Origin of the sequence: Kitasatospora sp. NPDC002965, from assembly GCF_040611255.1 — a bacterium.
GTDB lineage: Bacteria > Actinomycetota > Actinomycetes > Streptomycetales > Streptomycetaceae > Kitasatospora.
Map to the genome: position 1 here is coordinate 124,240 of NZ_JBEXNT010000006.1, position 24,224 is coordinate 148,463.

Here is a 24,224-nt window from a genome sequence, read left to right on the forward strand (position 1 = left end):
CCGGCGGCGGGCCCGCGTCCGGGCGCGCCCCCGCCGGTCCCGGGTCCGGCCGGTCCGGGGCACCCCGGGTCAGGCGTCGCCGAGGCCCATGTCGCGGGCCCGGGCGACCGCCTCGGCCCGGGTCGCGACGTGCAGCTTCTCGAAGATGTGGGTGACGTGGTTGCGCACGGTCTTCTCGGCGACCACCAGCTCGCGGGCGATCCGCCGGTTGTCCAGCCCCCGGGCCACCAGGTCCAGAACCTCCGCCTCGCGGGCGGTGAGCGCCGGGAAGAGCTGGCCGGCCTCCCGCACCCGGGCGCCGGCGAGCAGGGTGGTGATCCGTTCGGCCACGTCCGCGCCGAACACGGCGCCTCCGGCCGCGACGGTCCGCACCGCGTGCAGCACCTCCTCCCGACCCGCGCCCTTGACCAGGTAGCCGCGCGCGCCCGCCTGGAGCGCGGCCAGCAGGCTGCCGTCGTCGTCCGCCATGGTGAGCATCAGCACCGGCGGGGCCGGCTGCTCGACGGAGAGCCGACGGGTGGCCTCCAGCCCGGACCCGTCCGGCAGGGACAGGTCCATCACGACGAGGTCCGGACGGTGCCGCGCGACGGCGTCCGGCACGTCGGCGACGCGTTCGGCCTCGCCCACCACGGCGATGCCCTCGGCGCTCTCCAGGGCGGCCTTGAGCCCTTCCCGGAAGAGCGGGTGGTCGTCGACGATCAGGACCCGGACCGGCGGGACGTCCGGTTCCGCGCCGGGGGTGCGGTCCGGACGCCGGTCCTGGGCCCGGACCGGGGCGCGGTCGGGGTGCGAGGAGGGGTCCGGGTGCGGTGCGGGGTCCGGGTGCGGGGGCTCTGCGGAGGGGTGCTCTTCGTCCACCCGGCCGACACTACCAGCGATAGGAGAGTGACTTTCCGTGACATGCACGGCCCGGCGCCGGGCCGGCCGGCTCCGCGGGGCCCCGCCCGCGGGCACCCCCGGGAAGGACGAGACCGCTGCCCCATGCGCCCGGGACGACGGGCGGCCGAGACTGGATCCAGCGCTCGGCCCGGCGCCCGGCCGCCGGTGGACCCATCCCCAGTCCGTTTCGAGGCGGTGCCATGACCACGGTGATCTCCCTCCGGCCCCGGTCCAGGCCCCGCGGGCCCGCCCGGGCCACCCCGCACCGGACGCCCGCACAGCGCCGGCTGACCGGCGCCGCGGTCCTCACCGCGCTCTGCCTGGCGATCGCCGCCGCCTGGGTCTGCTACGTGCTGGTCCACCTCGGCGAACCCGGCGTGGACCGGCCCCGCGACCAACTCGCCATCCTGCTCTACGCCCTGCCGACCGCCGGCGCCGGAATGCTGCTGCACGCCCACCGGCCGGGAAGTCCGCTCGGCTGGGTGATGCTCGTCTACGCGCTGACGTCGATGCTGCCGAGCGCCGCCGCCGCACCGGTCTGGGTCGAGATCTCCGATCCCGCGATCGTGGGCGCGACGGCGGTCGTGCGCGGGGTCTGCGACACGGTCAGCCAGACGCTGTTCTACGTGCTGCCGCTCTGGTTGCCGGCCGGACGCCTCACCACCCGCCGGTGGTGGCTCTACATCGGCGCGGTGGCGCTCTGGGTGATCCCCGACGGCCTGTCCTTCCTCGACCGGACGACCGTCTTCGGCCGCCCCGGTCCGCTCGCCGGCACCGAGCCGGCGAGCTTCCTCGGGTCCGTCGCGGACCACCTGGACGGCCTCTACGACCCGGTCAACTACCTGCTGATCGGCATCGCGGCCGCCGTCCTGCTGGCCCGGCTGGTCCGGCCCGTGCCGGGCCCCGACGGCGGGACCGCCACCGCGCTGCCGCGGCACCGGGCGCACGTGGCGGGGATGCTGGGCGCGTACCTGCTCTGGGCGGGCATGCAGGACTACTACACCCGCCGGTACCCGTACGAGTACTGGCTGAGCTACTCGCTGTTCACCGCGGCGGGCGCGGTCTGGGCCGTCGCCGTCGCGTACCTGGTGGTCCGCGACGGCGGGTGGCGGCTGGACCGGGCGGCACGCTCGGTCCTGACCGGACTGCTGCTCGCCACCGGGCTCACGGTGCTGTTCGTGGTCTGCGCGGCCGTGCTCTCCGGCTGGCTGGTGCCGGGCCGGGGCGCGGCCGCACTGCTGCTGATCGCCCTGGTCTACGGGCTCGGCGCCGGACTGCCGTGGGCCACCCGCCGGGCCGTCGGCCTGGTCGACCGGCTCTACTACGGCGAACGCGCCCAGCCGTACCAGGTGCTGCGCACACTGGCCGGCCAGGTCCGGCAGGTCGTCGAGCCCGAGCGGCTGCCGTCCGCGCTGTGCACGGCCGTCGCGGCGGAGCTGCGGCTGCCGGGCGTCGCGCTGACCGTCACCACCCGGGCCGGGAGCCGGCCGCTGGCCTCGGTCGGCCGGACCGGCGGGAGCCGCCAGGGCTTCCCGCTGATCCACCAGGGCACGGTGATCGGCGAGTTGACGGTCGGCCTGCGGGCGGGCGAGGAGGAGCTCGACCCGAGCGACGTCGACATCCTGCGCTCACTGGCCGACCAGGCCTCGCCCGCCGTCGCCTCGCTGCGACTCCTGGAGGACCTCCAGGCCAGCCGGGAGCTGATCGTCGCGGCCCGGGAGGAGGAACGGCGCTGCCTGCGCCGGGACATCCACGACGGGCTCGGGCCCGCGCTCGCCGGGCTGCGGTTGCGGGTGGACGACGCGGCCTCGGCCTCGGCCTCGATGACGGGGACCGGGAGCGGCGCCGGGGCGGGGACCGGGGTCGGCGGCACGGGCGGCAGCGGGCGGGCGAGCGAGGGCGGCGGCAGCGGCAACGGCAACGGCAGTAGCAGTAGCCGTGGCAGCGGTCACCGGCTCACGGAGAGCCTGCAGGGGATCTCGGAGGAGCTCGCGATGGCGATCAAGGAGGTCCGGCGGATCACCGACCGGCTCGGACCGGCCCCGCTCGGCGAGTTCGGGCTGGCCCGGGCCGTACAGCAGCTGGCGGCCACGTTCAGCGGCGACGGCCTCGCCGTCACCGCCGTGGTGGAACCCGAGCCGCTGCCCGAACTGCCCGCCGCCGTCGAGGTGGCCGCGTACCGGATCACCGCCGAGGCGCTGAACAACGTGCTGCGCCACGCCCGGGCCCGCCGCGCCCAGGTGGCCCTCCGGGTGGACGGCGCGAGCCTGACGCTGACCGTCCAGGACGACGGGGTCGGGATCGGCGAGGCGCCGCGGCCCGAGGAGGAACCGTCCGGCGGAGTCGGCCTGCGGTCGATGGCGGACCGGGCCGCGGAGATCGGCGGCAGCTGCACCGTCGACGCGCTGTCCCGGGACAGCGGGACGCGCGTGCTGGCCGTACTGCCCCGCTACCCGTCCCGGAGCGGCGATCCGACCCCGGGCGGATGACGTCGGGCGGATGACGTCGGGCAGCTGACCCGGACGGGTCGCGTCGACCGGCCGGCGGGGGCGAGACGACGGAGGCGAGACACGGAGGTGCGGCGGGCGGACGGCGGCGCCGTCCGTACACTCCTCCCGTCGGCGCCTCTGCCGGGTGCTGCGATCGGGAACAGGGGGCGCAGTGTCGGCGGTCGAGGTTCAGCGGGTGTGGCGGCCGTCCGCCACGGACCTGCGGGCCGGGCGGCGCCCCCTGGGGTGGACCGCCGGGCCGGCGGGGGAACTGGCGGTTCTGCTCGTCGGCCGGGCGTACCTCCGTCGGAGCCACGCCGTCCGGGGTCGGGCGGGACACGGTCCGGCGGTGCCGTTCGACGGCCTGCTGGTGGTGCGGCGGGCGGACGGGTCGGTGCGGCGCCGGCCGGTCAGGGACGTACCGGTCAGCCCCGACCACCTGGCGCTTCTCCCGGGTTCCCGGCTCCTGGTGGCGAGCGCTCGGGCGTATCAGGAGCCGGCGGGCGGGTGGAGCCCGAACGCCGTGGTGTTCTTCCTGGAGAGCGGCGAGCAGGAGGACGCCTTCTGCATCGGCGACGACATCCCCGCCCTGGTGACCGACCGCGGGGGATCGATCTGGACCGCCTACGGCGACGAAGGCGTCTACGGGGAGCATCCGGAGTCCGCTGCCGGGCTTGCCGGCTGGAGCGCCACCGGCCGGGCGGTCTGGGCCCCGGGCGGGCGCCTTCCCGACGAGCCGCTGGAAGGCTGCGCCGCCGCCACCGAGGGCGACCGGGTCTGGCTGGTCTGGTACTCCGGCACCCGGTCCGACGAGACGTTCCTGACGCGGATCACCCCCTCGACGGGTGAGGTGACCAGCCGGCCGAGCCCCGTGCGCGACCCGGACGGATTCGCCGTGCGCGACCGTCGAGCAGTCCTGACCCGCCGCACCCACGACCAGCGGTCGACCGAGGTCGTGCGGGCCGAACTGGTCGGCGGCACCTGGCGGGTGATCGACCGGAGCATCCTGCACGTGCCCGGCCGGGTGGTCAGGCACGGCGGGCAGGGTCGGGACGGCGTGCTGTGGCTTCGCGCCGGCAACACCTGGATCCGCGTCGAGGCGTGACGGCCCCGGAGGCGCGCAGCTCGTGATCCGCGGCGCCGCCTCGACGGCGCTCCCGCCGGGCGGGCGGTCTCCGCACAGGCTGCCGCCCCCGGCGCTGGCGGCGCCGGGGGCGGAGGCAGGGGACGAGTGATCGGGGGACGGAGGAGAACCGAGGGGTGATCAGCCCTTGCAGTCCTTCTCGCCCGGCTTGCAGCGTCGCGCGGAGTCCGCGACCTGGACCGCGGGGCCCGCCTTGGCCACCGCGCCGACGACGGCGCTCCGGATGACGACGGTGGCTGCGGCGAAGCCGACGATTACGGACGCGACGCCGAGCGTCTTCGTTGCCGTGTTCGTTGCCATGGATGATGCTCCAGATTCTTCGCTTCCGAGGGGTCGAGCCGATCGGCCGCTCTTCCTCCACTCTGGGCGGACCCGCGCCCCGGGCGCATGGGCCCGCCGTCCCGTTCCGGTCCCAGAACGGGCCCGGCAGCCGGGACGGCGGTCGCCGTCGCAGGTCAGGGCAGGGTCAGCACCGGCTTCACCACCTCCCCCGCCTCCGCCGCCGCAGCCGCCTCCTCGATCGCCGCGAACGGGAAGGCCCGCACCAGCCGGTCCACCGGCAGGCGGCCCGCACGGAACAGGTCGACCAGGGCCGGCAGGAACCGCCCGGGCACGCTCGCCCCCTGGTTGACGCCGACGATCCGGGGCGCCCGGGCCAGCAGCGCGGGAACGTCCAGGCCCACCTCGCTGCCGGCCGGCGGCGCGCCGACCACCCCGCACGTCCCGCCGACGGCCAGCGCGTCCACGGCCTGCCGCAGCGCGCGGACGCTCCCGCTGGTCTCCAGCGTGTGGTCGGCGCCGCGTCCGCCGGTGAGGTCCAGGACCGCCGCCACCGGGTCGTCGGCGCCCGCGTCGACGACGTCGGTCGCACCGAGCTCCCGGGCCAGGGCCAACCGGGCCGGGCGGAGGTCCACCGCCACGATCCGCGCCGCCGGGGTCAGCCGGGCCGCGAGGACGGCGGCCAGCCCGACGGCGCCCGCGCCGAACACCACCACCGTGTCGCCCGGTCGGGGGCGCAGCACGTGGAACACCGCGCCCGCGCCGGTCTGAACCCCGCAGCCGAAGGGGGCCAGCAGTTCGAAGGGCAGGGCCGGTCCCGGGACGGCGACGGCGTTGCGTTCGTCCGCCAGCGCGTGGGTCGCGAAGGAGGACTGGCCGAAGAAGTGGCCGTGCAGGACGGCCCCGCCGCGGCGGCCGGTGCCGCGCAGGGTGGCGCTGCCGTCCAGCCGGTGGCCGCCGAAGAGGTTGAGCGCGGCCCAGTGCTCGCAGCGCACCGGGCGGCCGCCCAGGCAGGGCGGGCAGGCGCCGCAGGAGTCGAACGTCAGGATCACGGTGTCACCGGGCCGCACCCTGGTGACGGCGGCGCCGACCGCGACCACCGTGCCCGCGCCCTCGTGGCCGAGGACTGCGGGCAGCGGGGCGGGCGTGCGGCCGGCCCGGACGCTGAGGTCGGTGTGGCAGATCCCGACGGCGCGGATCCGGACCAGCACCTCGTCGGGGCGCGGGTCGTCCAGCAGGACGGTCTCCGGCTCGAACGGTCCGCCCCTGGTGTCCACCACGGCGGCGGTGGCCTCAATCATCGCCGCTCCCGGGCGCGTCGGCGGACGCCCACGGGGTGTCGGGCGTGAACAGCCGGTCGCGCGTGGCGCGTTCGTAGGGCATCCCGGGGGGCATCGCCAGCACTTCCAGCTGGAGGCCCCAGGGGGTGCGGAAGTACACCCAGCGGTCGCCGTCGATCGGGCCGCCGTCGGCGACGGTCTGCGGTTCGCCGAGGACCTCGACCCCCGGGCAGCCCCGCAGGTAGGCGACGGCGCGGTCGACGTCGTCCACCGCGATCGCCAGGTGGTGACCGCCCCAGTCACTGTTGGCGGGCAGCTCGTGCCGCTGGCCCGGGGCGGTGTACTGGAACAGCTCCAGGTTGCTGACCGGGCCGAGCCTCAGCATCGCGATGTGCGCCACCGCCTCGCGGTGGACGCCGAGTTGGCGGGCCATCCAGTCGCGGTCACCCTGCGGTGCGGCGACCGGCCCGACGCGGTAGAGCAGCCGCGCGCCGAGCACGCCGGTGAAGAACGCCACGGCCGCGTCGAGGTCGGGCACGGTGTAGGCGACGTGATGGACGGCGCGGGCACCGGGGATTCCGGTCATGGCGCACTCCTCTGCGAAGTCGGTCGTCAGGTCGGTTGTCAGGTCGGTCGTCAGGCAGTCGATTCGTCCGGTGGTCGGGCCGTCAGATCGTCAGGTCGGTCGCCCCGCCGGGTGCCGGGCGTCGCCGGGCCGCTCGTGCGCGGCGTCGCGCTGGTTCGCGACGGCGCTCATCAGGCTGAGGCCGCCGTCGACCGTGAGCGAGATGCCGGTGGTGTAGGCGGCTTCCGGCCCGGTCAGGTGGACGATGGCCGCGGCGACCTCGGCGGCCCGGCCCGGGCGGCCCACCGGAATGGCGGGACGAGGAGCGAACCGGGCCGGCCGGGCGGCGTCGGCGGGCGTGCCGGGGTCGGCTCCGTCGGCTCCGTCGGCTCCCTCGGCTCCCTCGGCTCCGTCGGGTGTGTCGTACTCGTCGGTCGCGCCGTTCATCCGGGTGGCGGTCTCGCCGGGGCTGACGGCGTTGACGGTGATCCCGTACGGGGCCAGTTCCAGGGCGAGCACCTTGGTCAGCTCGCCCAGCCCGCCCTTGGCCGCGCAGTAGGCGGCGCCGCCGACGATCGGGGTGAACTCGTGGACGGAGGTGACGTTGACGATCCGCCCCCCGCGCCCCTGCCGGACCATCCGGCGGGCAGCCGCCTGGGCACAGGCGAACGGGCCGCTGAGATCCACCGTGAGGATCCGCTGCCAGTCGTCCAACGTCTCGTCGAGCACGGGTGAACGCCGGTTGACACCCGCGCAGTTGACCAGGATGTCGAGCCCGCCGAGCCGGTCCGCCGCGCCGTGCACGGCCCGGGCGGCGGCGGCCGGGTCGGCCAGGTCAAGCGGCAGCAGCACGGTCCGCCCGCCGGCCAGGGCAGCGGTCCGGCCGGCGGCGGCGCGGTCGGTCCGGTAGCCGATGGCCACGGTGTGGCCGGCCCGGGCCAGCGCGACGGCGGTGGCCCGGCCGATACCGGAGCTGGCGCCGGTGACGATCGCCACCGACGGCGCCGCGGCGGCTCGCCCGCGTCCGCCGGCGGGCCCTTCCCCGCGGTCGGGGTGCCCGGTGTCCATCAGGCCACCTCCGGCACGTCGGCCGGACGGACCTGGTAGCCGGCGCCGGTCAGGCTCGACGCACCCAGGTAGCCGTACAGCGCGGCGGTCGGGCCGGCCGGGCCGGTCCGGAACCCGTGCCACTCCCCCGCCGGGACGAACACCAGGTCACCGGCCCGGAGCGGGACTTCGGCGGTCTCGGTGAGATGGCCGCCGCCTCCGGACATCACCAGGAAGAACTCGTCGGCGTGCGGGTGGCGGTGGAGGTCGTGGCCGCCCCCGGCCGCGAAGGTCGAGGCCGCGACGGTGAGCCGGCGGGCGCCGACCGTGTCGGCGGTGGCGAGCCAGCGCACCTCCATCCCCGCCGAACCGGCGATCCGGCCCGCGGCGCCCGGCTCCCGCAGGACCGGGCCCGCCTCGCCCGACGGGCCCGCCTCGCCCGCCCGGCGCGCGGCGGGAACGGTCCCGGCGGCGGGGGCGGTCCGGGCGGCAGGAGTGGCGGGGGCGGTGGGAGCGTCAGGGGCGGTGGACCTCGGCGGGCCCAGCGGGACGGGGTACGGGAGCGGCGCGGGCCGGTCGTCGGCCACCGCCCGCGGCCGGACGGTCAGGACGGCCGCGGGCGCACCGGGCAGTGCCGTGATGCCGCAGGAGCTGCCGGGCGGGTGGTACAGGCCCTCGCCGGGGCCGAGCACACGCCCGGCCGACCGGATCCGGCCGGAGAGGACCACCGTCACCGACTCGGCCACCCTGGAGGGGTGTTGCTCGACCCGGACCCCCGGCGGCAGGGTCTCGACGGTCAACCCGCCGTGGACCGAGGGCAGGTGGAAGGGGTCGATGAGTCGGCGGAACGCGGGGGCCGTGCGGGGCACGGCGGCGGGTACGAGGATCACGCGAGGTCTCCTTGGACGGGGGGAGTCGTGGGAGTCGGGGGAACCGTGGAAGTCGGGGGAACCGTGGGGGTCGTGGTGGCCGGACCGGACCGGGGCTCCCGGCGGGGCCGTCCGGTCGGGGCGGACCGGCGCCCGGGGCCGGCCGGACCGGGGACGAACGGGGTCGGGCCGCCGACGCGGCCGAAGTCGAGCAGGATCTTGGGCGGGCCGCTGCGCCCCTCGGCGAGCAACCGGAAGGCCGCCGGCCCCGCGGCCGGCGGCAGGACGGCCGCGATGAGCGGTTCCGCCACCAGCACGCCGTCACGGAACAGCCCGAGCGTGCGGTCGTAGTGGTCGAGACCGTGCCGGACCCCGATCACCTCCAGTCCACGCAGGGCGAGCCGGCCGGGGGCGAAGTCCGGGTACGGCTGCCCGGCCACGCCGATCACGGCGAGCCGTCCGCCCGGTTCCAGCAGTTCCAGGCCCAACCCGAACCCCTCGACCGCACCGGACGCCTCGACGGCGAGGGCGTAGCGGGCGCCGGCGGTGCGCGCCTGTCCGGGGGTCAGGGCGCGGCGTGCCCCGCAGCGCAGGGCGAGGTCCCGTCCGGCCGGGTCGATGCCGACGGCGTCGACGGATTCGCCTAGCCGGGCGGCGAGTTGGACGGCGATCAGTCCCATCGTGCCGGTGCCGATCACCGCCACCCGGTCGCCGAGCCGGCAGCGGGCCTGCTCCAGGCCCGCCACCACGGTGACCGCCGGCTCGGTCAGCACCGCCGTCCGGTCCGGTACCTCGTCCGGGACTCGGGAGAGCGAACGCTCGGGCAGTTGCACGTACTGGGCGGCGGCGCCCTGGCGACCGTAGAGGCCGACCTCGGTGAGGCGTTCGCAGAGCGGACGGCGGCCCTGCCGGCACATCCGGCAGAGGCCGCAGTGCACCATCGTGTGACCGACCACCCGGTCGCCGGGCGCGAACCCGGCGACGTCGCGGCCCACCTCGACGACCGTCCCGCACCACTCGTGCCCGGGGACGAGCGGGTAGCCGGCCCGTCCGTCCCGCAGGTAGGCGGCGGTGCCGTGGAGAAGCTCCAGGTCGGTGCCGCAGAGGCCGACCAGGGAGGTGCGCACCGTGACCGCGTCCGGCCCGGGTGCCCCCGGTCGGGGCACCCGGGCGAGGGCGATCCGGTGCGGCGCCTCGAACCGCAGGGCGGTCATGGCCCGGCCGGACGCACCCGCCGGGCCCCGGGACGGTGCCGGTCCCCGGACCGGCACCGCGTTCGGCACCAGGATCGGCACCGGGATCGGCCCGGTGACGGGTCCGGTCACCGGTCCGGTCACCGGACCGACGGGGCGGCCGCTCACGGTCGGGTCCGTCGTTCGCTGCGGCGCCGGGCCAGGGATTCCCTCGTCGCGGTGGTGCGGCGGGCCGCCGCGAGGCTGAGGCAGAGCACCTCCGCACCGACCGGGCCGGCCTCCAGCACGAGCGTGCGGCCCCGGGTCGCCAGGAGCAGGTCGCCGTCGACGGCCAGGTGGTCGGGCCCGTCGGCGGTCCCGCCGACGAGCAGGGATCCGCGCAGCACGTAGAGGACGGTCTCGGCCTCGGGCTGCCCCGCCAGCGTGTGGTGGGCGCCGGGGCTGAGGCGCAGGTGGTCGAAGGACTCGCACGCGCTGGCGAGCATGGAACGGCGCGCCAGGCAGCGCAGCCGGACGCGTTCGCCGTTCGGGCCGAGGATGACGGCGGCCGAGGCCGTCGCGGTGGTGACGATCACCGGGACTCGCCTCCCTTCGGGCTCGGGGGGTTCTCGGGGCGGTCCGGATGTCCGGGGCGGTCGGCGCCGCCGGAACGGCTACCGCGCTCGGGGTTCTCCGGCGGTTCCGGGTCCGCGCGGTGTTCCGCCTGCGCGGGCCGGTCCGGGTGCACCGGGCGGTGTTCGGCGGTGGGGCGGCCGGCGGCCGGGTGGGCGACGGCCCGGCCCGGATGCCCGGCGACGGCGAGGACGGCGTGGAAGAACTCCAGACCGGCCGTGCCTGCGGTGAGCACGGTGCCCGTGCCCAGCGGCAGCGTCACGGCGGTGCCCTCGACCAGCGGGATTCCGGAGTCGGGGGCCGTCGACGCCTCGGACCCGGGAGCGGTGGCGGTGCCCGAACCGGCCGTGATGTAGAGGGCGCGTTCGACACCCTCGGCGACGACCTCGGCGCTGCGGCCCGGGTCGAGCCACTGCAGGCCGACGGCGCGGAGCGGTCCGGTCAGCACCCGGCTGGGGTCGACCGCGCCGCGTCGGCGGAGGTCGGTGATGACGGTGCCCGTCATGACGGGGACTCCTTCTGCTGTCCGGCGGTCCGTGCTGGGCCGCTTCTGATCTCCACGATGTGGCGCCCGCCGTCCCGGTCGCACGGGAGCCCGGTCCCGTCCTGCTCCCGCCCCCGGCCGGGCCCGGGAACGGCGCCGGTCCCGGGGGTCACGGGACCGGGAACAGCGGCCGGGACGAGGGTCGGGACGACGGGCACGGGCCGGGCGGGGCCGGGCACCGCGGACCGGACCCGTCTGCCGCTCAGCGGGCGGCGCACAGCGCGTCCGGGAGGGGCAGCAGGCCCTGGCCGGGCAGCCGGCCCCGGACGGGCGGCGCGTCCGGTGCGGCGGCCCGGCTGTGCGGGAGGCCGGCCGGACCGCCCAGGCTCCCGACGGCGGCCCTCAGCACCCTGCCGTCCACCGGGCCGAGCAACCGGCCCTCGACGCAGTGCGGGTGACCGAGGTCGGCGAGGAGCAGCAGGCCCGGGGCGGCTGCGGCGCCGACGGCTGCCGCGAGGCGGTCCGTGTCCACGCCGCCGGGCAGGGCGGTCGGCGCGCCGGTCCGGGCCAGCAGATCGCCGTGGGCCCGGACGGCGGGACCGTTCAGCAGGCCGAGCCGGAAGGCGATCCGGCCGGCGAGGAGCAGGCCCAGGGCGTCGGCGTCGCCGGGTGCGAGCGCCGGGTCGACGGCGGTCCGCAGGGCCCGGCCGAGACTCCGGCCGTAACCGAGGGCGAGGGCCGGGCCGGTCTCGTACGGGTCGAAGCAGACCAGGGCGGCGCGGGCGTCCGCGCAGAGCGCGAGCAGCGCCGTGAGGGTCCGCTCGCCGTACCGGGCCCCGGGGTCGAGGGCCTCGGCCAGCGGCGAGTACTGCGCCGGGCAGACGGCGAGGACGTGCCGGACGACGGCGACCGTCCCGGCTACGGTCTCCCGGGCCGGGCGGTCGGCCAGCCGGTCGGCGCGGACCCAGACCAGGGCGGGCGCGGGACCGGCGGCGCCGCCGCGGCCGGGGTCCGCGGAGGACGGGCCCGTCGGAGCGGGACGGTGCAGGGCGAGCGCCGGTCCGCAGGCCGTGGCGAGGTCGGTCGGTACCCGGACGTCGGCCGCGACGGCGCAGGCCCGCTCACCGCCGACGGCGATGACGACGCTCCGGCCGGCCGGAGCGGGCCGGTCGGGGAGCGGGCCGCTCCGCAGGTCGTGGACCGCGCACGGGGCCCGGGAGGCGGCGAGCGCGTGCACCCGGGCCACGAGGTCGGCGGGCGCCGTACCGTCCGTCACGAGGACGAACCGGAAGGCGGCCGACCCGGCAGGACCGGCGGCTTCGGCGGACCCGGCGGACCCTACGAAACCGGCCGACCCGGTGGAACCGGCGAACTCGCCGATCCGTTCGCCGAGTTCGTCCCAGGACTGCTCGCCGCTGCGGACCGCCAGGGAGATGCTTGCGGCACCGGCCTGGATCCGCCGGTCGAGTCGAACGCTGCTACGCATGGCGGGCCTCCTCCCGTTCGGGATCGCACACCCACCGTGCGGCGCCCGTCGCCCCGGACGCCTGAGCCGCCGGGCCTGTCCGCGCCCCGGCCGGGCCCGGGTCCGGCCCGGGTGCAGCGTCCCGGCCCGTCCCGGTGCCCGGGAGGAGGACACCGGGACCGGTCCCGACGGCGCGGGCAACGGGACGGGCCGGGCGACGGGCGACGGGCGACGGCGGCGCAACGGGCGACGGCGGCCCGGGCCTGCCCGCACTCCCGGCCGACCGCTCCGGCCGACCGCTCCGGTCTGCCGCTCCCGGTCAGTCGCTCCCTGCCGTCGGCGGTCCGCCGGCTGCCGTGCCGTGACCGTCGAGCTCCGGCCGCCGCTCCGGCAGCGCGGCGCTGACCCGCGCCGGCAGGACGGTCAGACAGAGCAGCTCCGCACCGAGCGGCCCGCCGTGCAGGTGGACGGACTCCCCGTGCGGGGCGAGGACCAGGGCGCCTCGGTCGAGCAGGCGCAGCGGCAGGTCGGGGCAGTCGAGCAGCGCGACCGGACCGCGCAGCACGTACCAGGCGGCTTCCGTGGATTCGCGCCCGGCGAGGTCGAAGCAGGCACCGGGGCCGAGCCGGACGTGTTCGAAGGCCTCGCATTCGCTGTGCAGCATGCCCCGCCGGGCCAGGCAGCGGGTGCGGACCCGCTGGGTGCCGGGGCCCAGCAGCAGTCGGGGCCCGCCGGTTCCGGTGACGATCATCGCCGCTCACCGCCCGGAAGGACCAGCTCCGCGTGCACGTACGCCAGTCCGGACGGTCCGGCGGCGAGGCCGGCCGCCGTGCCGTGCGGCAGGGTGAGCGCGGTCCCGGGCCGCAGCGGCGCCCGGACACTCCCGGCGTCCGTGCGCCCGCCCCCGCCGGTGACGAACACCGTGTGCTCCGCGCCGTCCGCCACGAGCCCGGTGCTTTCGCCGGGCGCCAGTTCGGCGTGGTGGAGCAGGCGCAGCGGTCCGCCGATGACGGCGGACGGGTCCAGCGGCCCGGCCCGCCGCAGGTCGGTGATCACCGTGCTGCCGACCCGTCGGCCGCCGTCGTCACCCGCCCGGTCCGGATCCTCCTCCGCCGGGTCGGCCGGCAGTTCGATCACCAGCCACTCCAGCGGCTCCGCGCCCGTGTTGCGCAACCCGTGCCGGGTGCCGACCGCCGTCAGCACGGCGTCACCGGACCGGACCGGGTACGGGCGGCCGTCGAGGGTGGCCTCGCCCTCCCCCGCCAGCAGCACGTAGATCTCGCGGGTCCGGGTGTGCAGGTGTTCGCCGCTGACCCCGCCGACCGGCACGCGGGCCCACTCCACGGCCTCCCAAGCCCCGGTCAGCCCCACCCGGCGGGCCAGGCACGTCCACTCGGTCACCCCGGCCGCGCCGTGCACGCCGTGGACGGCGGCCGGCGCGCCGGTGTCCGCGACCACGATCGCGCTACGCACGCGTCTCACTCCCCTCCCACGTCCGGAACGCCTGTCCGGTCCCCGGCCGCGCGCGCTCCGCCGCCGACCAGGCACGCAACCGGCCTGCCGCCTCGGCTAGTTCACGGGCGTCGAGGTCGTCGACGAAGACGCCGGACCCGATCCCGGACGGCAGTGGCAGCCGTTGCCGCCCGTCGCGGTGGCGAACGGTGTCGGCGAGTGCCTCACCGAGCGTCAGCGGCTCGACCAGCGGGTGCCAGACGGGCAGTTCGAGCCGCCGCATCAGCCGCAGGATCCGTTCGCCCTGCGCGGCGTCGAGCAGTCCGCGCCGCTGGGCGACCACGGTGGTGAGCGCCATGTCGACGCAGACCGCCTCGCCGTGCAGGAGTTCGGGCAGTGCGCGCATCTCCACGGTCGGGCTGAACGAGTGGCCGTAGTCCATGAGGCGTTCCAGCCGGTGCTCCCAGAGGTTGGGCTGGAGCTCCTCCAGCATGCCGTGGACGGCACGGCCGAGCACCGCAGCAGCGACGCGCCGGCCCTGGAAGCGTTCGTCGAGGAGGCTCCGGCCGTGGCGGTCCAGGAGTTCGAAGAGGTCACGGTCCTTGATCAGGGCGACCTTGAGGATCTCCGCGAGCCCGTTCCCGAGGTGCCGCCGGTCCAGGGTGTCGAGGAACGCCGGGTCGAGCAGGGTGTCCACGGCCGGGTGGTAGGTGCCGAGCCGGTTCTTGTGCCGGCCGTGGTTGACGCCGGTCTTGGCGCCGACACCGGCGTCGACCAGACCGATCAGCGTGGTCGGCACCCGGACGAACGGGGTGGAACGGCGGTACAGGCTGCAGGCGAGGCCGACGACGTCGGTCAGCACGCCGCCGCCGACGGCGATGACCGGTTCGCCGCGTCGGGAGATGCCGAAGGAGTCCATCCGGTCGGCGACCTGGAACACCGAGTCCATGGTCTTCACCTGCTCGTGTGCGGGCAGGACCAGTGCCTCGTACTCGACGCCCTGGGCGGTCAGGTAGCGGTGGAGCCGGTGTCCGTGCAGTTCGTGCACCCGGGCGTCGACCACGACGAGCCGACGTCCGGGCGGTCCGCCGGCCAGGGCGAGCGCGGGGTTCCCGGGGTCCAGGACGCCGGGGGTGAAGCGGACCCGGTAGCTGACGGGCAGCGCGGTGGCGACCGTCCAGCCGGCGGCCGGGGCGCCGCTCACCGGGTCACCGGTGGCGTGCAGGCCGGCGACGTGCCCGGCTGCCGTGCCGTGCCGGCCCGCGGGGGCGTGGCCGGCGGCGTGGAGACCGGCGGCGTGGAGACCTGCGGAGTGCGGTCCCGGCACGGCACGGCGGTCGCGGCGGCCCCGGGCCTCGCGGGCGGTCAGGGCGGGCGCGGCGTTCTCGACGCCATCGGCGGTTTCCGCGGGTTCGGCGGCGGGGTGCTGGGGGTGGGGAATGGACACGGGTCGACTCCTTCGCACGGATCGGGTGGCACGGCCGGACGCAGGACGGGCGGCCGGGCCGCTCTCCACGCTGTCCCGCCCGCCGTCCCGGCCACACGGGCGGCCGGGCCCATCCGTGTCCCGGCCCCACCCGGGACACGGCCGCCCCCGCGGCCCGCCGCCCCGGCACACCGACCGCCCAGCCGCCCAGCCGCCCAGCCGACGTACGGTGGAAGCCGGAGGCCGCACCATGCACGTCACCGGAACGCACTTCACCGACCGCACCGACGCGGGACGCCGACTGGCCGCACTCCTGGGCCATCTGCGCGGCCCCGGCACCGTGGTGGTCGCCCTGCCGCGCGGCGGGGTCCCGGTGGCCGCCGAGGTGGCGGCCACCCTCGGCGCCCCGCTCGACATCTGCGTGATCCGCAAGCTCGGTGTCCCGTACCAGCCGGAGCTGGGTATGGGGGCGATCGGCGAGGACGGCGTACGGGTGCTCAACGACCAGGTGCTGCGGCCGGCCGGGGTCACGGCGCGGCAGCTCGCCGACGTGGAGTCCCGGGAACGCGTCGAGCTGGAGCGCCGGGCCCGCCGCTACCGGGGCGACCGGCCACCCGCGGACCTGCGGGGGCGGACGGTGGTCGTCGTCGACGACGGCATCGCGACCGGTTCGACCGCCCGGGCCGCCTGCCTGATCGTCCGGGCCCGCGGCGCCGCCCGGGTGGTGCTGGCCGTCCCGGTGGCCCCGGACGACTGGACGGACCGGCTCGACGACGTCGCCGACGAGCTGGTCTGCGTGGGTACGCCGTCGCCGTTCTTCGCGATCGGCGAGTTCTACGCCGACTTCCGGCAGACCGAGGACACCGAGGTCCTCCGCCGCCTCGCCGAGGCCGGCGCACGGGCGGAGGCAGGGGCGGAGGCAGGGGCGGAGGCACGGGCGGAGGCAGGGGCCGGCACGCCGGTCGGCGCCGGGCCCCGGGCCGCCGCCGGGCCCGACCGCGGCGTCGAGCCGGACTCCACCGACCCCACGGACCCCACGGACCGCGAGCTGACCGTCGCGGCCGGTGGGGTCCGGCTGACCGGCCGGCTGACCGTGCCCGCCGGGGCACGCGGGATCGTGGTGTTCGCGCACGGCAGCGGCAGCAGCCGGCGCAGCCCGCGCAACCGGTACGTGGCCGACTACCTCAACCGGTCGGGGCTGGCGACCTTCCTCTTCGACCTGCTCACCGAGGACGAGGAGCCCGACCGGCGGAACGTCTTCGACGTCGGCCTGCTCGGCGCCCGGCTGACCGACGTCGCCGGCCACCTCCCCTCGGTCCTGCCCGCCCGGCTCTCCGCCGCCCCGTCCGCGGGGCCGCCCGGCCGGGACGGCCCCGCGGACGGGATCCCGCTCGGCCTGTTCGGCGCCAGCACCGGCGCCGCCGCCGCGCTGTGGACCGCCGCCCGGCTCGGCGACGGCGTGCGGGCGGTGGTCTCCCGGGGCGGGCGGCCGGACCTCGCCGGCGCCGGGAACCTGGGCCGCGTCACCGCGCCGACCCTGTTGATCGTCGGCTCCCGGGACGGCCCGGTGATCGATCTGAACCGGCGGGCGCGCGAGCTGCTGCGCTGCGAGAGTGAGCTCGCGGTGGTGCCGAACGCCGGTCACCTCTTCGAGGAGCCGGGCACCCTCGACCGGGTCGCCGAGCTGGCCCGCGTCTGGTTCGTCGACCACTTCGCACCGGCCTGACGACCCCCGCCGCGACCCCCGCCACGACCCGCCGACCCGCTTACGCGCACCGACCCGCACCACCCCTGACCAGGCCCTGACCGGGCTCCGACCGACGCCCCCGGCCCCACCGTGGCCGGCCGCTCCCGGGGCCCCCGACCGACGCCCCCGGCCCCCCGGGGGCGTTCCGCAGAACTCGTGAAACCGCCCCCAAGACCAGGCATTCTGCACAGCAGGACCAGGGATTTCCTGATCACCTTGTACACATTGAACAGTGGAAATCCGACCTGTTGCCCAACCACCCCGACTGGAGCAAGCTCTCCGCTCAGCCGCACTCGCACCCACCCCGCGGCGCGGCCGCCTCAAGCGGATGCCTCAATGCCGAGGCCTCAATGTGGAGGAACGACCGATGACCCCGCAGTCCCACGCCCTTGAGCTCACCCCCGAGGAGCGCGAGGCCGGTCTCGACGCCGAGCAGCTCCGCCGCCTCGTCGGCCTCGTCGAGCACGACCCCGCGACCGACCCGTTCCCGGTCACCGCGCAGGACGCCGTCGTGTTCGTCGTCGGCAACGCCACCCAGACGGCCCAGTTCTACCAGGTCGTCTTCGGCATGGAGCTGGTCGCCTACTCCGGTCCGGAGACGGGCGTCCGCGACCGCAAGGCCTTCGTCCTGCGCTCCGGCTCCTGCCGGTTCGTGATCACGGGCGGCGTCGCCCCGGACAGCCCGCTGCTCGACCACCACCGCCGGCACGGCGACGGCGTCGTGGACCTGGCGCTGGAGGTCCCGGACGTCGACAAGTGCATCGCGCACGCCCGGGCCCAGGGCGCGACGGTCCTGGAGGAGCCGAACGACGAGTCCGACGAGAACGGCACCGTGCGCCGCGCCGCGATCGCCACGTACGGCGAGACCCGGCACACCCTGATCGACCGCTCCCGCTACCACGGCCCGTACCTGCCGGGGTTCGTCGCCGCGCAGAGCAGGGTGAAGCACCCCGAGGGCTCGCCGCGGCGGCTGTTCCAGGCGCTCGACCACGCGGTCGGCAACGTCGAGATCGGCAAGATGGACCAGTGGGTCGCCTTCTACAACAAGGTCCTGGGCTTCGTGAACATGGCCGAGTTCGTCGGTGACGACATCGCCACCGACTACTCCGCCCTGATGTCCAAGGTCGTCGCCAGCGGCAACCACCGGGTGAAGTTCCCGCTCAACGAGCCGGCCGTCGCCAAGAAGAAGTCCCAGATCGACGAGTACCTGGAGTTCTACACCGGCGCGGGCTGCCAGCACATGGCGCTGGCCACCAACGACATCCTCACCACGGTGGACGTGCTGCGTGCCCGCGGCGTGGAGTTCCTGAACACCCCCGACTCGTACTACGACGACGCCGAGCTGCGCGAGCGGATCGGCAAGGTCCGGGTGCCGATCGAGGAGCTCAAGAAGCGCGGCATCCTGGTCGACCGGGACGAGGACGGCTACCTGCTCCAGATCTTCACCAAGCCGATCGGTGACCGTCCGACCGTCTTCTACGAGTTCATCGAGCGGCATGGTTCGCTGGGCTTCGGGAAGGGCAACTTCAAGGCGCTCTTCGAGGCCATCGAGCGCGAGCAGGACCGCCGCGGCAACCTCTGAGGTGCCGCCCCGGCCCGGTGTCACGCGCCGGGCCGGAAACCGCCGGCCCGGCGCCACCCCGCCGGGCCGGCCATCGCGGAACCGGCACCGCGGGACCGGCACCGCTGGAACCGGCCACCGCTGAGCCGTAGGAAGGTCTGGGAGGAGCAGGACGATGGCGCACTACCGGCAGCTGGGCAGCATCCCGCCCAAGCGGCACACGCAGCACCGCACACCCGAAGGCGGTCTGTACTACGAGGAGCTGATGGGCGAGGAGGGGTTCTCCTCGGACTCCTCGCTGCTCTACCACCGGGGCATCCCCTCGGCCGTCGTGAACGCGGTGCCGTGGGAGTTGCCGGACCAGTCGACGGTGCCCAACCACCCGCTGCTCCCCCGCCACCTCAAGCTGCACGAGCTGTTCGCGGGCCAGGACTGGAAGTCCGCGGACGTCGTGGCCGGTCGCCGGCTGGTCCTCGGCAACGGCGACGTGCGGATCTCCTACGTCGCCGCCGGGGCGCCCAGCGAGCTGTACCGCAACGCGCTCGGTGACGAGTGCGTGTACGTGGAGTCCGGCACCGGCACCCTGGAGACGGTGTTCGGCACGCTGGAGGTCGGCCAGGGCGACTATGTGATCATCCCGCGGGCGACCACCCACCGGTGGCTGCCGACCGGCGACGAGCCGCTGCGCGCCTACTGCATCGAGGCGAACAGCCACATCACCCCGGTGAAGCGCTTCCTCTCCAAGTACGGCCAGCTGCTGGAGCACGCGCCGTACTGCGAGCGGGACCTGCGCGGCCCGGCCGAACTGCTGCCGGCCGACGCCGCGCCCGAGGGCGACGTCGACGTGCTGGTCAAGCACCGCGGCCCGAACGGGATCTCCGGCACCCGCTACACCGTGCCGCACCACCCGTTCGACGTGGTCGGCTGGGACGGCTGCCTGTACCCGTACGCGTTCAACATCCGGGACTACGAGCCGATCACCGGGCGGATCCACCAGCCGCCGCCGGCCCACCAGGTGTTCGAGGGCAACGGGTTCGTGATCTGCAACTTCGTGCCCCGCAAGGTCGACTACCACCCGCTGTCGATCCCCGTGCCCTACTACCACTCCAACGTGGACAGCGACGAGGTCATGTTCTACTGCGGCGGCGACTACGCGGCCCGCAAGGGCTCGGGCATCGCCCAGGGCTCGATCTCGCTGCACCCCGGCGGCCACACCCACGGCCCGCAGCCGGGCGCGTACGAGCGGTCCATCGGCGCGGAGTTCTTCGACGAGCTCGCGGTCATGGTGGACACGTTCCGCCCGCTGGAGCTGGGCGAGGGCGGCCGGGCGAGCGAGGACCCGGGCTACGCCTGGACCTGGGCCGGCCGGGGGCCGCAGCAGTGAACGACACCCGGGAGTCCGTCGTCCCCGAGCTGTTCCGGGGGCTCTTCGACGACGCGGCGGTGTTCCCGCCGGGGAACCTGCCGGTCGCCGAGGCGGCGCCCGCCCACCGCGCGCACCGGACCGCCTGGTACGCCGACGCGGTCGGCCCGTTCCTCTGCGGAGCGGGCCGGCTGGCCGAACTGGGCGGGACGGTCGGCTCCGGGCCCGCCCTCCGGGTCGGCCTGGTGCTGCCGGGGGGCAGCTCCGAGCTCGGCCCGGCACTCACCGCCGCCGCGCCGTTCGAGGTCGCCGGGGTCGAGCTGTCGACCCGGGACGCCCGGGAGGCGATCGCCGCGCTCGACCTGCTGCTGCCGCCCTCCGTCCCGGCGGCCGTCGAGCTGCCGCGCGAACTGCTGCGCGGCGACGGCCTGGACGAGGTGCTGGACGCCCTGGTCGACAGCCCGTACCGGGCCAAGTTCCGCACCGGCGGAGTGGTGGCCGGGGCCTTCCCGGACGAGGAGGAGCTGGCCGGCTTCCTCACCGGCTGCGCGCAGCGCGGCCTGCCGTACAAGTGCACCGCCGGGCTGCACCACGCCGTCCGGCACACCGACCAAGCGACCGGCTTCGAGCACCACGGCTTCCTGAACGTCCTGCTCGCGGCCCTGGAGACCGACCGGAAGGCCGCCGCCGAGGTGCTGGCGGAGCGGTCCGGCGAGGTCCTGGCAGCGTCGGTACGCGACCTGACCGATCGTCAGATCACCGCGATCCGGAACTCGTTCACGGCGTTCGGCACGTGCAGCATCGTCGAGCCGCTGGACGACCTGGCCGCGCTCGGCCTGCTGTCCGGGCCCGGCGCCGCGCCGGCCGGGTCGACCTCGCCACCCACCTCGCCCGACTCCCCGTCCCAGGAGGACCGTTGACCACCCCCCTCAGCCGGCCGGTGAGCGCCCAGGACTCCCCGTTCGGCGTGCACAACCTGCCCTACGGCGTCTTCACCGCGGCCGACCGGCCGGGCCGGCGGCGCGTCGGCGTCCGGATCGGGGACTTCGTCCTCGACGCTGGAGCGGCCGCCCGCGCCGTCGGGGCGCCGTCCGTGCTGCTCGACGCGGAATCGCTCAACCCGCTGCTGGGAGCGGGCCGTCCGGTCTGGACCCAGGTCCGGGCCGACCTGACCCGCTGGCTCACCGAGGAGTCCTTCCGGGAGGCCGTCTCCCCGGCGCTGCTGCCGCTCGCGGAGGTGGAGCTCCACCTGCCGTTCGAGGTCGCCGACTACGTCGACTTCTACGCCTCCGAGCACCACGCCACCAACCTGGGCCGGATGTTCCGCCCCGGCACGGAGCCGCTGACACCCAACTGGAAGCACCTGCCGATCGGCTACCACGGGCGCTCCGGCACCGTCGTGGTCTCCGGCACGCCGGTGGTCCGCCCGCACGGCCAGCGCAAGGCGCCCGCCGACGCCGCCCCGTCCTTCGGCCCGACCCGGCGGCTGGACATCGAGGCCGAGGTCGGCTTCGTGGTCGGCGCCCCGTCCGCGCTCGGCACGCCGGTCCCGCTGGACCGGTTCCGCGAGCACGTCTTCGGCGTCTGCCTGGTCAACGACTGGTCCGCGCGCGACATCCAGGCCTGGGAGTACGTGCCGCTCGGCCCGTTCCTCGGCAAGTCCTTCGCCACCTCCCTCTCGCCGTGGATCGTGCCGCTGGACGCCCTGGAGCACGCGCGGGTCACCCCGCCGGCCCGGGACGTCGAGCCGCTCCCCTACCTGGACGACCGCGGCGGCGAGCCGTGGGCGCTGGACGTCGCGCTGGAGGTGCGGCTCAACGGACACACCGTCTCCCGGCCGCCGTTCGCCGCGATGTACTGGACGGCCGCCCAGCAGCTCACCCACATGACGGCCAACGGCGCCTCGCTGCGCACCGGCGACCTGTTCGCGTCCGGCACGGTCAGCGGACCGGAGCGGGACACCCGCGGCGCGCTGATCGAGCTGACCTGGAACGGCGAGGAGCCGCTCAAGCTCCCCGACGGGTCCACCCGGACGTTCCTGGAGGACGGCGACGAGGTGACCATCACCGCCACCGCCCCCGGCCCGGACGGCACGCGGATCGGCTTCGGCGAGGTCACCGGCCGCGTGGCGCCGTAGGAGGCCCCGCGGGCCGCACCGGCCGTCCCACCGCGAAGGGCGGCACCGTACGCAACCGGTGCCGCCCTTCGCGCCGGTCGGTGACTCCCCGCCCACCCCGTACCGCCCGGCCGGACGGCGACGTCCACCGGCGCCCATGGACGTCCATGATCGCGTCGGTTCTCAGGGGTCACCGCTGCCAGTACCGTGTCCGGAGAAACCATCCGACCTTGCAGCGCGGGACCGATGACGGACGGGAGCGAGCCCGATGAGTGACGAGGTACAGGTCTACCGGGACGGCGGCGTGGGGCGGATCGTGCTCGACCGCCCGAGAGCCCTCAACTCCCTCACCCACGGCATGATCACGGCCGTCCGGGCCGCACTGGACGGCTGGGCCTCCGACGACGCCGTCCGTGCCGTGGTCCTGACCGGCGCCGGCGACCGCGGGCTCTGCGCGGGAGCGGACATCCGGGCGATGCACGACGACGCCAAGGCGGGCGGAGCCGGTTCGCGCGCCTTCTTCCGCGACGAGTACCGGCTCAACGCGCTGATCGCCCGCTACCCGAAGCCGTACCTCGCGGTGATGGACGGCATCACCATGGGCGGCGGTGTCGGGCTGTCCGCCCACGGCGCGGTGCGGATCGTCACCGAGCGTTCGGTGGTGGCGATGCCGGAGACCCGGATCGGCCTGGTGCCGGACGTCGGCGGCAGCCGCCTGCTGGCCCACGCCCCGGGCGAGTTGGGCACCCACCTGGGGCTCACCTCGGCCTCGATGGGGCCGGGCGACGCGCTGCTCTGCGGGTTCGCCGACCACTTCGTCCCGTCGGCGCAGGTGCCGGCCCTGCTCGCCGGGCTCGTCGCCGCCGACGGCCTCGACACCGTGGCCGCGGTCACCGCCGCCGTGGCCGCGCACGCCGAACCGGCGCCGCCCGCCGCACTCGCGCGGCAGCGGGCGTGGATCGACGAGTGCTACGCCGCCGACAGCGTCGAGGAGATCGTCGAGCGGCTGCTCGGCAGCGGGGTCCCGGAGGCGAAGGAGGCTGCCCAGCAGGTGCTCGCCAACTCGCCGACCGCCGTCAAGGTCACGCTCGCGGCGCTGCGCCGGGCCCGCACGCTGCCGTCGCTGGAGGCGGTGCTGGAGCAGGAGTACCGGATCTCCTGCGCGGCGCTGGACGGCCACGACCTGGTCGAGGGCATCCGCGCGCAGGTCGTGGACAAGGACCGTGACCCGCACTGGTCCCCGGCGTCGCTGGCCGCCGTCACCGAGGAGGACGTGGCGCGTTTCCTGGCCCCGCGTGAGGGTGACGGGCCGGCCCTGGACTGAACAGCCGGACCGACCCGCCCGACCCGCCGGCCCGAACCCCGGGGCGCGGCCCGTGACGACCGTCTCGCGGAGCGAGACTGGCGCGAGGCGGTCCGGTTCGGAGATCGTGGGGTGGTCAGAGCGCGCCCCGGCGGCGCCGAGCAGTGGAAAAGGGAGTCAACGGCGATGACCGATACCTTCGAGACGATCCTGGTCGAGCGCAAGGGCCGGGTCGGGCTGATCACGCTCAACCGGCCGGAGGCCCTGAACGCGCTCAACACGCAGCTCATGAACGAGGTCGTGACCGCCGCGACCGCGTTCGACCGGGACCCGGAGATCGGCTGTCTGGTGATCACCGGCTCCGAGAAGGCGTTCGCGGCCGGCGCCGACATCAAGGAGATGCAGGGCAACCGGTTCCCCGACGTCTACCTGGACGACTGGCTGGGCCCGTGGGACCGGCTCGGCGAGCTCCGCAAGCCGGTGGTGGCCGCGGTGGCCGGCTTCGCCCTCGGCGGGGGCTGTGAGCTGGCGATGCTCTGCGACATCCTGCTCGCGGCGGACACCGCGAAGTTCGGCCAGCCGGAGATCAAGCTGGGGGTGATCCCCGGGATCGGCGGTTCGCAGCGGCTCACCCGGGCGGTCGGCAAGGCGAAGGCGATGGAGCTGTGCCTGACCGGCCGGATGATGGGCGCCGAGGAGGCCGAGCGGGCCGGCCTGGTCTCCCGGATCGTCCCGGCCGACCAGCTGCTGGCCGAGGCGCTGGCGACGGCCGAGAAGGTCGCGGAGATGTCCGCGCCGGCGAGCATCATGCTGAAGGAGGCGGTCAACCGCGCCTTCGAGACCACCCTCGCCGAAGGCGTCCGCTTCGAGCGGCGGCTCTTCCACGCCGTCTTCGCCACCGCCGACCAGAAGGAGGGCATGGCGGCGTTCGCCGAGAAGCGGCCGGCGTC

At 75.9% G+C, this 24,224-nt stretch carries 22 protein-coding genes; 9 read left to right on the forward strand and 13 right to left on the reverse strand.

Annotated elements, in window-relative coordinates:
- Positions 1 to 69: 69 nt before the first annotated feature.
- On the reverse strand, positions 70 to 702 hold the full coding sequence (locus ABZY91_RS04785) for a response regulator transcription factor (protein ID WP_329879481.1): 633 nt from the start codon (positions 700 to 702) through the stop codon (positions 70 to 72).
- Positions 703 to 1,079: 377 nt separating this feature from the next.
- Between ABZY91_RS04785 and ABZY91_RS04790 the strand changes: the two genes are divergently transcribed.
- Both ABZY91_RS04790 and ABZY91_RS04795 read left to right on the forward strand, forming a co-directional pair.
- On the forward strand, positions 1,080 to 3,368 hold the full coding sequence (locus ABZY91_RS04790) for an ATP-binding protein (RefSeq protein WP_355399739.1): 2,289 nt from the start codon (positions 1,080 to 1,082) through the stop codon (positions 3,366 to 3,368).
- Between the two features lie 349 nt (positions 3,369 to 3,717).
- The gene (locus tag ABZY91_RS04795; protein WP_355399741.1) at positions 3,718 to 4,473 is read left to right on the forward strand and encodes a hypothetical protein; all 756 of its coding nucleotides are present in this window, start codon (positions 3,718 to 3,720) and stop codon (positions 4,471 to 4,473) included.
- Between the two features lie 159 nt (positions 4,474 to 4,632).
- Here ABZY91_RS04795 and ABZY91_RS04800 read toward each other — a convergent pair whose 3' ends face one another.
- From ABZY91_RS04800 to ABZY91_RS04855, 12 genes are all read right to left on the reverse strand, one after another.
- Complete coding sequence (locus ABZY91_RS04800; RefSeq protein ID WP_355399743.1) at positions 4,633 to 4,812, reverse strand: hypothetical protein; 180 nt, start codon at positions 4,810 to 4,812, stop codon at positions 4,633 to 4,635.
- Between the two features lie 155 nt (positions 4,813 to 4,967).
- Positions 4,968 to 6,092, reverse strand: coding sequence for an NAD(P)-dependent alcohol dehydrogenase (locus tag ABZY91_RS04805; RefSeq protein ID WP_355399745.1), 1,125 nt, complete (start codon positions 6,090 to 6,092; stop codon positions 4,968 to 4,970).
- The gene (locus tag ABZY91_RS04810; RefSeq protein WP_329949146.1) at positions 6,085 to 6,657 is read right to left on the reverse strand and encodes a VOC family protein; all 573 of its coding nucleotides are present in this window, start codon (positions 6,655 to 6,657) and stop codon (positions 6,085 to 6,087) included. The genes ABZY91_RS04805 and ABZY91_RS04810 overlap by 8 nt, the downstream gene beginning before the upstream one ends.
- A gap of 90 nt (positions 6,658 to 6,747) precedes the next feature.
- Positions 6,748 to 7,704: an SDR family oxidoreductase gene (locus ABZY91_RS04815; protein WP_355399747.1), complete on the reverse strand. Its 957-nt coding sequence runs from the start codon at positions 7,702 to 7,704 to the stop codon at positions 6,748 to 6,750.
- Complete coding sequence (locus ABZY91_RS04820) at positions 7,704 to 8,573, reverse strand: cupin domain-containing protein (RefSeq protein WP_355399749.1); 870 nt, start codon at positions 8,571 to 8,573, stop codon at positions 7,704 to 7,706. Before ABZY91_RS04820 ends, ABZY91_RS04815 begins: the two co-directional genes overlap by 1 nt.
- Entirely contained in the window at positions 8,570 to 9,913 is a 1,344-nt protein-coding gene (locus tag ABZY91_RS04825) for an alcohol dehydrogenase catalytic domain-containing protein (protein ID WP_355399751.1), read from the reverse strand. Before ABZY91_RS04825 ends, ABZY91_RS04820 begins: the two co-directional genes overlap by 4 nt.
- Positions 9,910 to 10,320, reverse strand: a complete 411-nt coding sequence (locus ABZY91_RS04830) for a hypothetical protein (RefSeq protein WP_329879456.1) — start codon at positions 10,318 to 10,320, stop codon at positions 9,910 to 9,912. The genes ABZY91_RS04825 and ABZY91_RS04830 overlap by 4 nt, the downstream gene beginning before the upstream one ends.
- Positions 10,317 to 10,862 carry a hypothetical protein gene (locus tag ABZY91_RS04835; protein WP_355399753.1) on the reverse strand — a complete coding sequence of 182 codons (546 nt, stop codon included), beginning with the start codon at positions 10,860 to 10,862 and terminating at the stop codon, positions 10,317 to 10,319. Before ABZY91_RS04835 ends, ABZY91_RS04830 begins: the two co-directional genes overlap by 4 nt.
- A gap of 241 nt (positions 10,863 to 11,103) precedes the next feature.
- Positions 11,104 to 12,327 (reverse strand): hypothetical protein, encoded by a 1,224-nt coding sequence (locus tag ABZY91_RS04840; protein WP_355399755.1) that lies wholly within the window; start codon positions 12,325 to 12,327, stop codon positions 11,104 to 11,106.
- A 298-nt stretch (positions 12,328 to 12,625) separates the two neighbouring features.
- Positions 12,626 to 13,057: a hypothetical protein gene (locus ABZY91_RS04845; protein ID WP_355399757.1), complete on the reverse strand. Its 432-nt coding sequence runs from the start codon at positions 13,055 to 13,057 to the stop codon at positions 12,626 to 12,628.
- The gene (locus ABZY91_RS04850; RefSeq protein ID WP_355399759.1) at positions 13,054 to 13,779 is read right to left on the reverse strand and encodes a cupin domain-containing protein; all 726 of its coding nucleotides are present in this window, start codon (positions 13,777 to 13,779) and stop codon (positions 13,054 to 13,056) included. Before ABZY91_RS04850 ends, ABZY91_RS04845 begins: the two co-directional genes overlap by 4 nt.
- On the reverse strand, positions 13,772 to 15,205 hold the full coding sequence (locus ABZY91_RS04855; protein WP_355399761.1) for a sedoheptulose 7-phosphate cyclase: 1,434 nt from the start codon (positions 15,203 to 15,205) through the stop codon (positions 13,772 to 13,774). Before ABZY91_RS04855 ends, ABZY91_RS04850 begins: the two co-directional genes overlap by 8 nt.
- A 229-nt stretch (positions 15,206 to 15,434) precedes the next feature.
- Between ABZY91_RS04855 and ABZY91_RS04860 the strand changes: the two genes are divergently transcribed.
- From ABZY91_RS04860 to ABZY91_RS04890, 7 genes are all read left to right on the forward strand, one after another.
- Positions 15,435 to 16,910, forward strand: coding sequence for a phosphoribosyltransferase family protein (locus ABZY91_RS04860; RefSeq protein ID WP_355399763.1), 1,476 nt, complete (start codon positions 15,435 to 15,437; stop codon positions 16,908 to 16,910).
- A 388-nt stretch (positions 16,911 to 17,298) separates the two neighbouring features.
- On the forward strand, positions 17,299 to 18,513 hold the full coding sequence (gene hppD / locus ABZY91_RS04865) for a 4-hydroxyphenylpyruvate dioxygenase (protein WP_329879449.1): 1,215 nt from the start codon (positions 17,299 to 17,301) through the stop codon (positions 18,511 to 18,513).
- A 154-nt stretch (positions 18,514 to 18,667) separates the two neighbouring features.
- Positions 18,668 to 19,876 carry a cupin domain-containing protein gene (locus tag ABZY91_RS04870; protein WP_355399765.1) on the forward strand — a complete coding sequence of 403 codons (1,209 nt, stop codon included), beginning with the start codon at positions 18,668 to 18,670 and terminating at the stop codon, positions 19,874 to 19,876.
- On the forward strand, positions 19,873 to 20,775 hold the full coding sequence (locus tag ABZY91_RS04875; protein ID WP_329949135.1) for a hypothetical protein: 903 nt from the start codon (positions 19,873 to 19,875) through the stop codon (positions 20,773 to 20,775). Before ABZY91_RS04870 ends, ABZY91_RS04875 begins: the two co-directional genes overlap by 4 nt.
- A complete protein-coding gene (gene fahA / locus ABZY91_RS04880; protein WP_355399768.1) occupies positions 20,772 to 21,992 on the forward strand; it encodes a fumarylacetoacetase in 1,221 nt (406 codons plus the stop codon). The genes ABZY91_RS04875 and fahA overlap by 4 nt, the downstream gene beginning before the upstream one ends.
- A 247-nt stretch (positions 21,993 to 22,239) precedes the next feature.
- The gene (locus ABZY91_RS04885; RefSeq protein ID WP_355399770.1) at positions 22,240 to 23,295 is read left to right on the forward strand and encodes an enoyl-CoA hydratase/isomerase family protein; all 1,056 of its coding nucleotides are present in this window, start codon (positions 22,240 to 22,242) and stop codon (positions 23,293 to 23,295) included.
- 165 nt (positions 23,296 to 23,460) lie between these two features.
- Positions 23,461 to 24,224 (forward strand): enoyl-CoA hydratase (locus ABZY91_RS04890; protein ID WP_355399772.1); only part of this gene is annotated, 764 nt, incomplete at its 3' end.

Bases quoted from the DNA above. Each gene is read 5' to 3' on its own strand.
- ABZY91_RS04815 (WP_355399747.1), bottom strand. From the start codon at position 7,704: ATGGACACCGGGCACCCCGACCGCGGGGAAGGGCCCGCCGGCGGACGC.
- ABZY91_RS04845 (WP_355399757.1), bottom strand. From the start codon at position 13,057: ATGATCGTCACCGGAACCGGCGGGCCCCGACTGCTGCTGGGCCCCGGC.
- ABZY91_RS04840 (WP_355399755.1), bottom strand. From the start codon at position 12,327: ATGCGTAGCAGCGTTCGACTCGACCGGCGGATCCAGGCCGGTGCCGCA.
- ABZY91_RS04870 (WP_355399765.1), top strand. From the start codon at position 18,668: ATGGCGCACTACCGGCAGCTGGGCAGCATCCCGCCCAAGCGGCACACG.
- ABZY91_RS04860 (WP_355399763.1), top strand. From the start codon at position 15,435: ATGCACGTCACCGGAACGCACTTCACCGACCGCACCGACGCGGGACGC.
- ABZY91_RS04790 (WP_355399739.1), top strand. From the start codon at position 1,080: ATGACCACGGTGATCTCCCTCCGGCCCCGGTCCAGGCCCCGCGGGCCC.
- ABZY91_RS04800 (WP_355399743.1), bottom strand. From the start codon at position 4,812: ATGGCAACGAACACGGCAACGAAGACGCTCGGCGTCGCGTCCGTAATC.
- ABZY91_RS04835 (WP_355399753.1), bottom strand. From the start codon at position 10,862: ATGACGGGCACCGTCATCACCGACCTCCGCCGACGCGGCGCGGTCGAC.
- ABZY91_RS04885 (WP_355399770.1), top strand. From the start codon at position 22,240: ATGAGTGACGAGGTACAGGTCTACCGGGACGGCGGCGTGGGGCGGATC.
- ABZY91_RS04805 (WP_355399745.1), bottom strand. From the start codon at position 6,092: ATGATTGAGGCCACCGCCGCCGTGGTGGACACCAGGGGCGGACCGTTC.
- ABZY91_RS04810 (WP_329949146.1), bottom strand. From the start codon at position 6,657: ATGACCGGAATCCCCGGTGCCCGCGCCGTCCATCACGTCGCCTACACC.
- hppD (WP_329879449.1), top strand. From the start codon at position 17,299: ATGACCCCGCAGTCCCACGCCCTTGAGCTCACCCCCGAGGAGCGCGAG.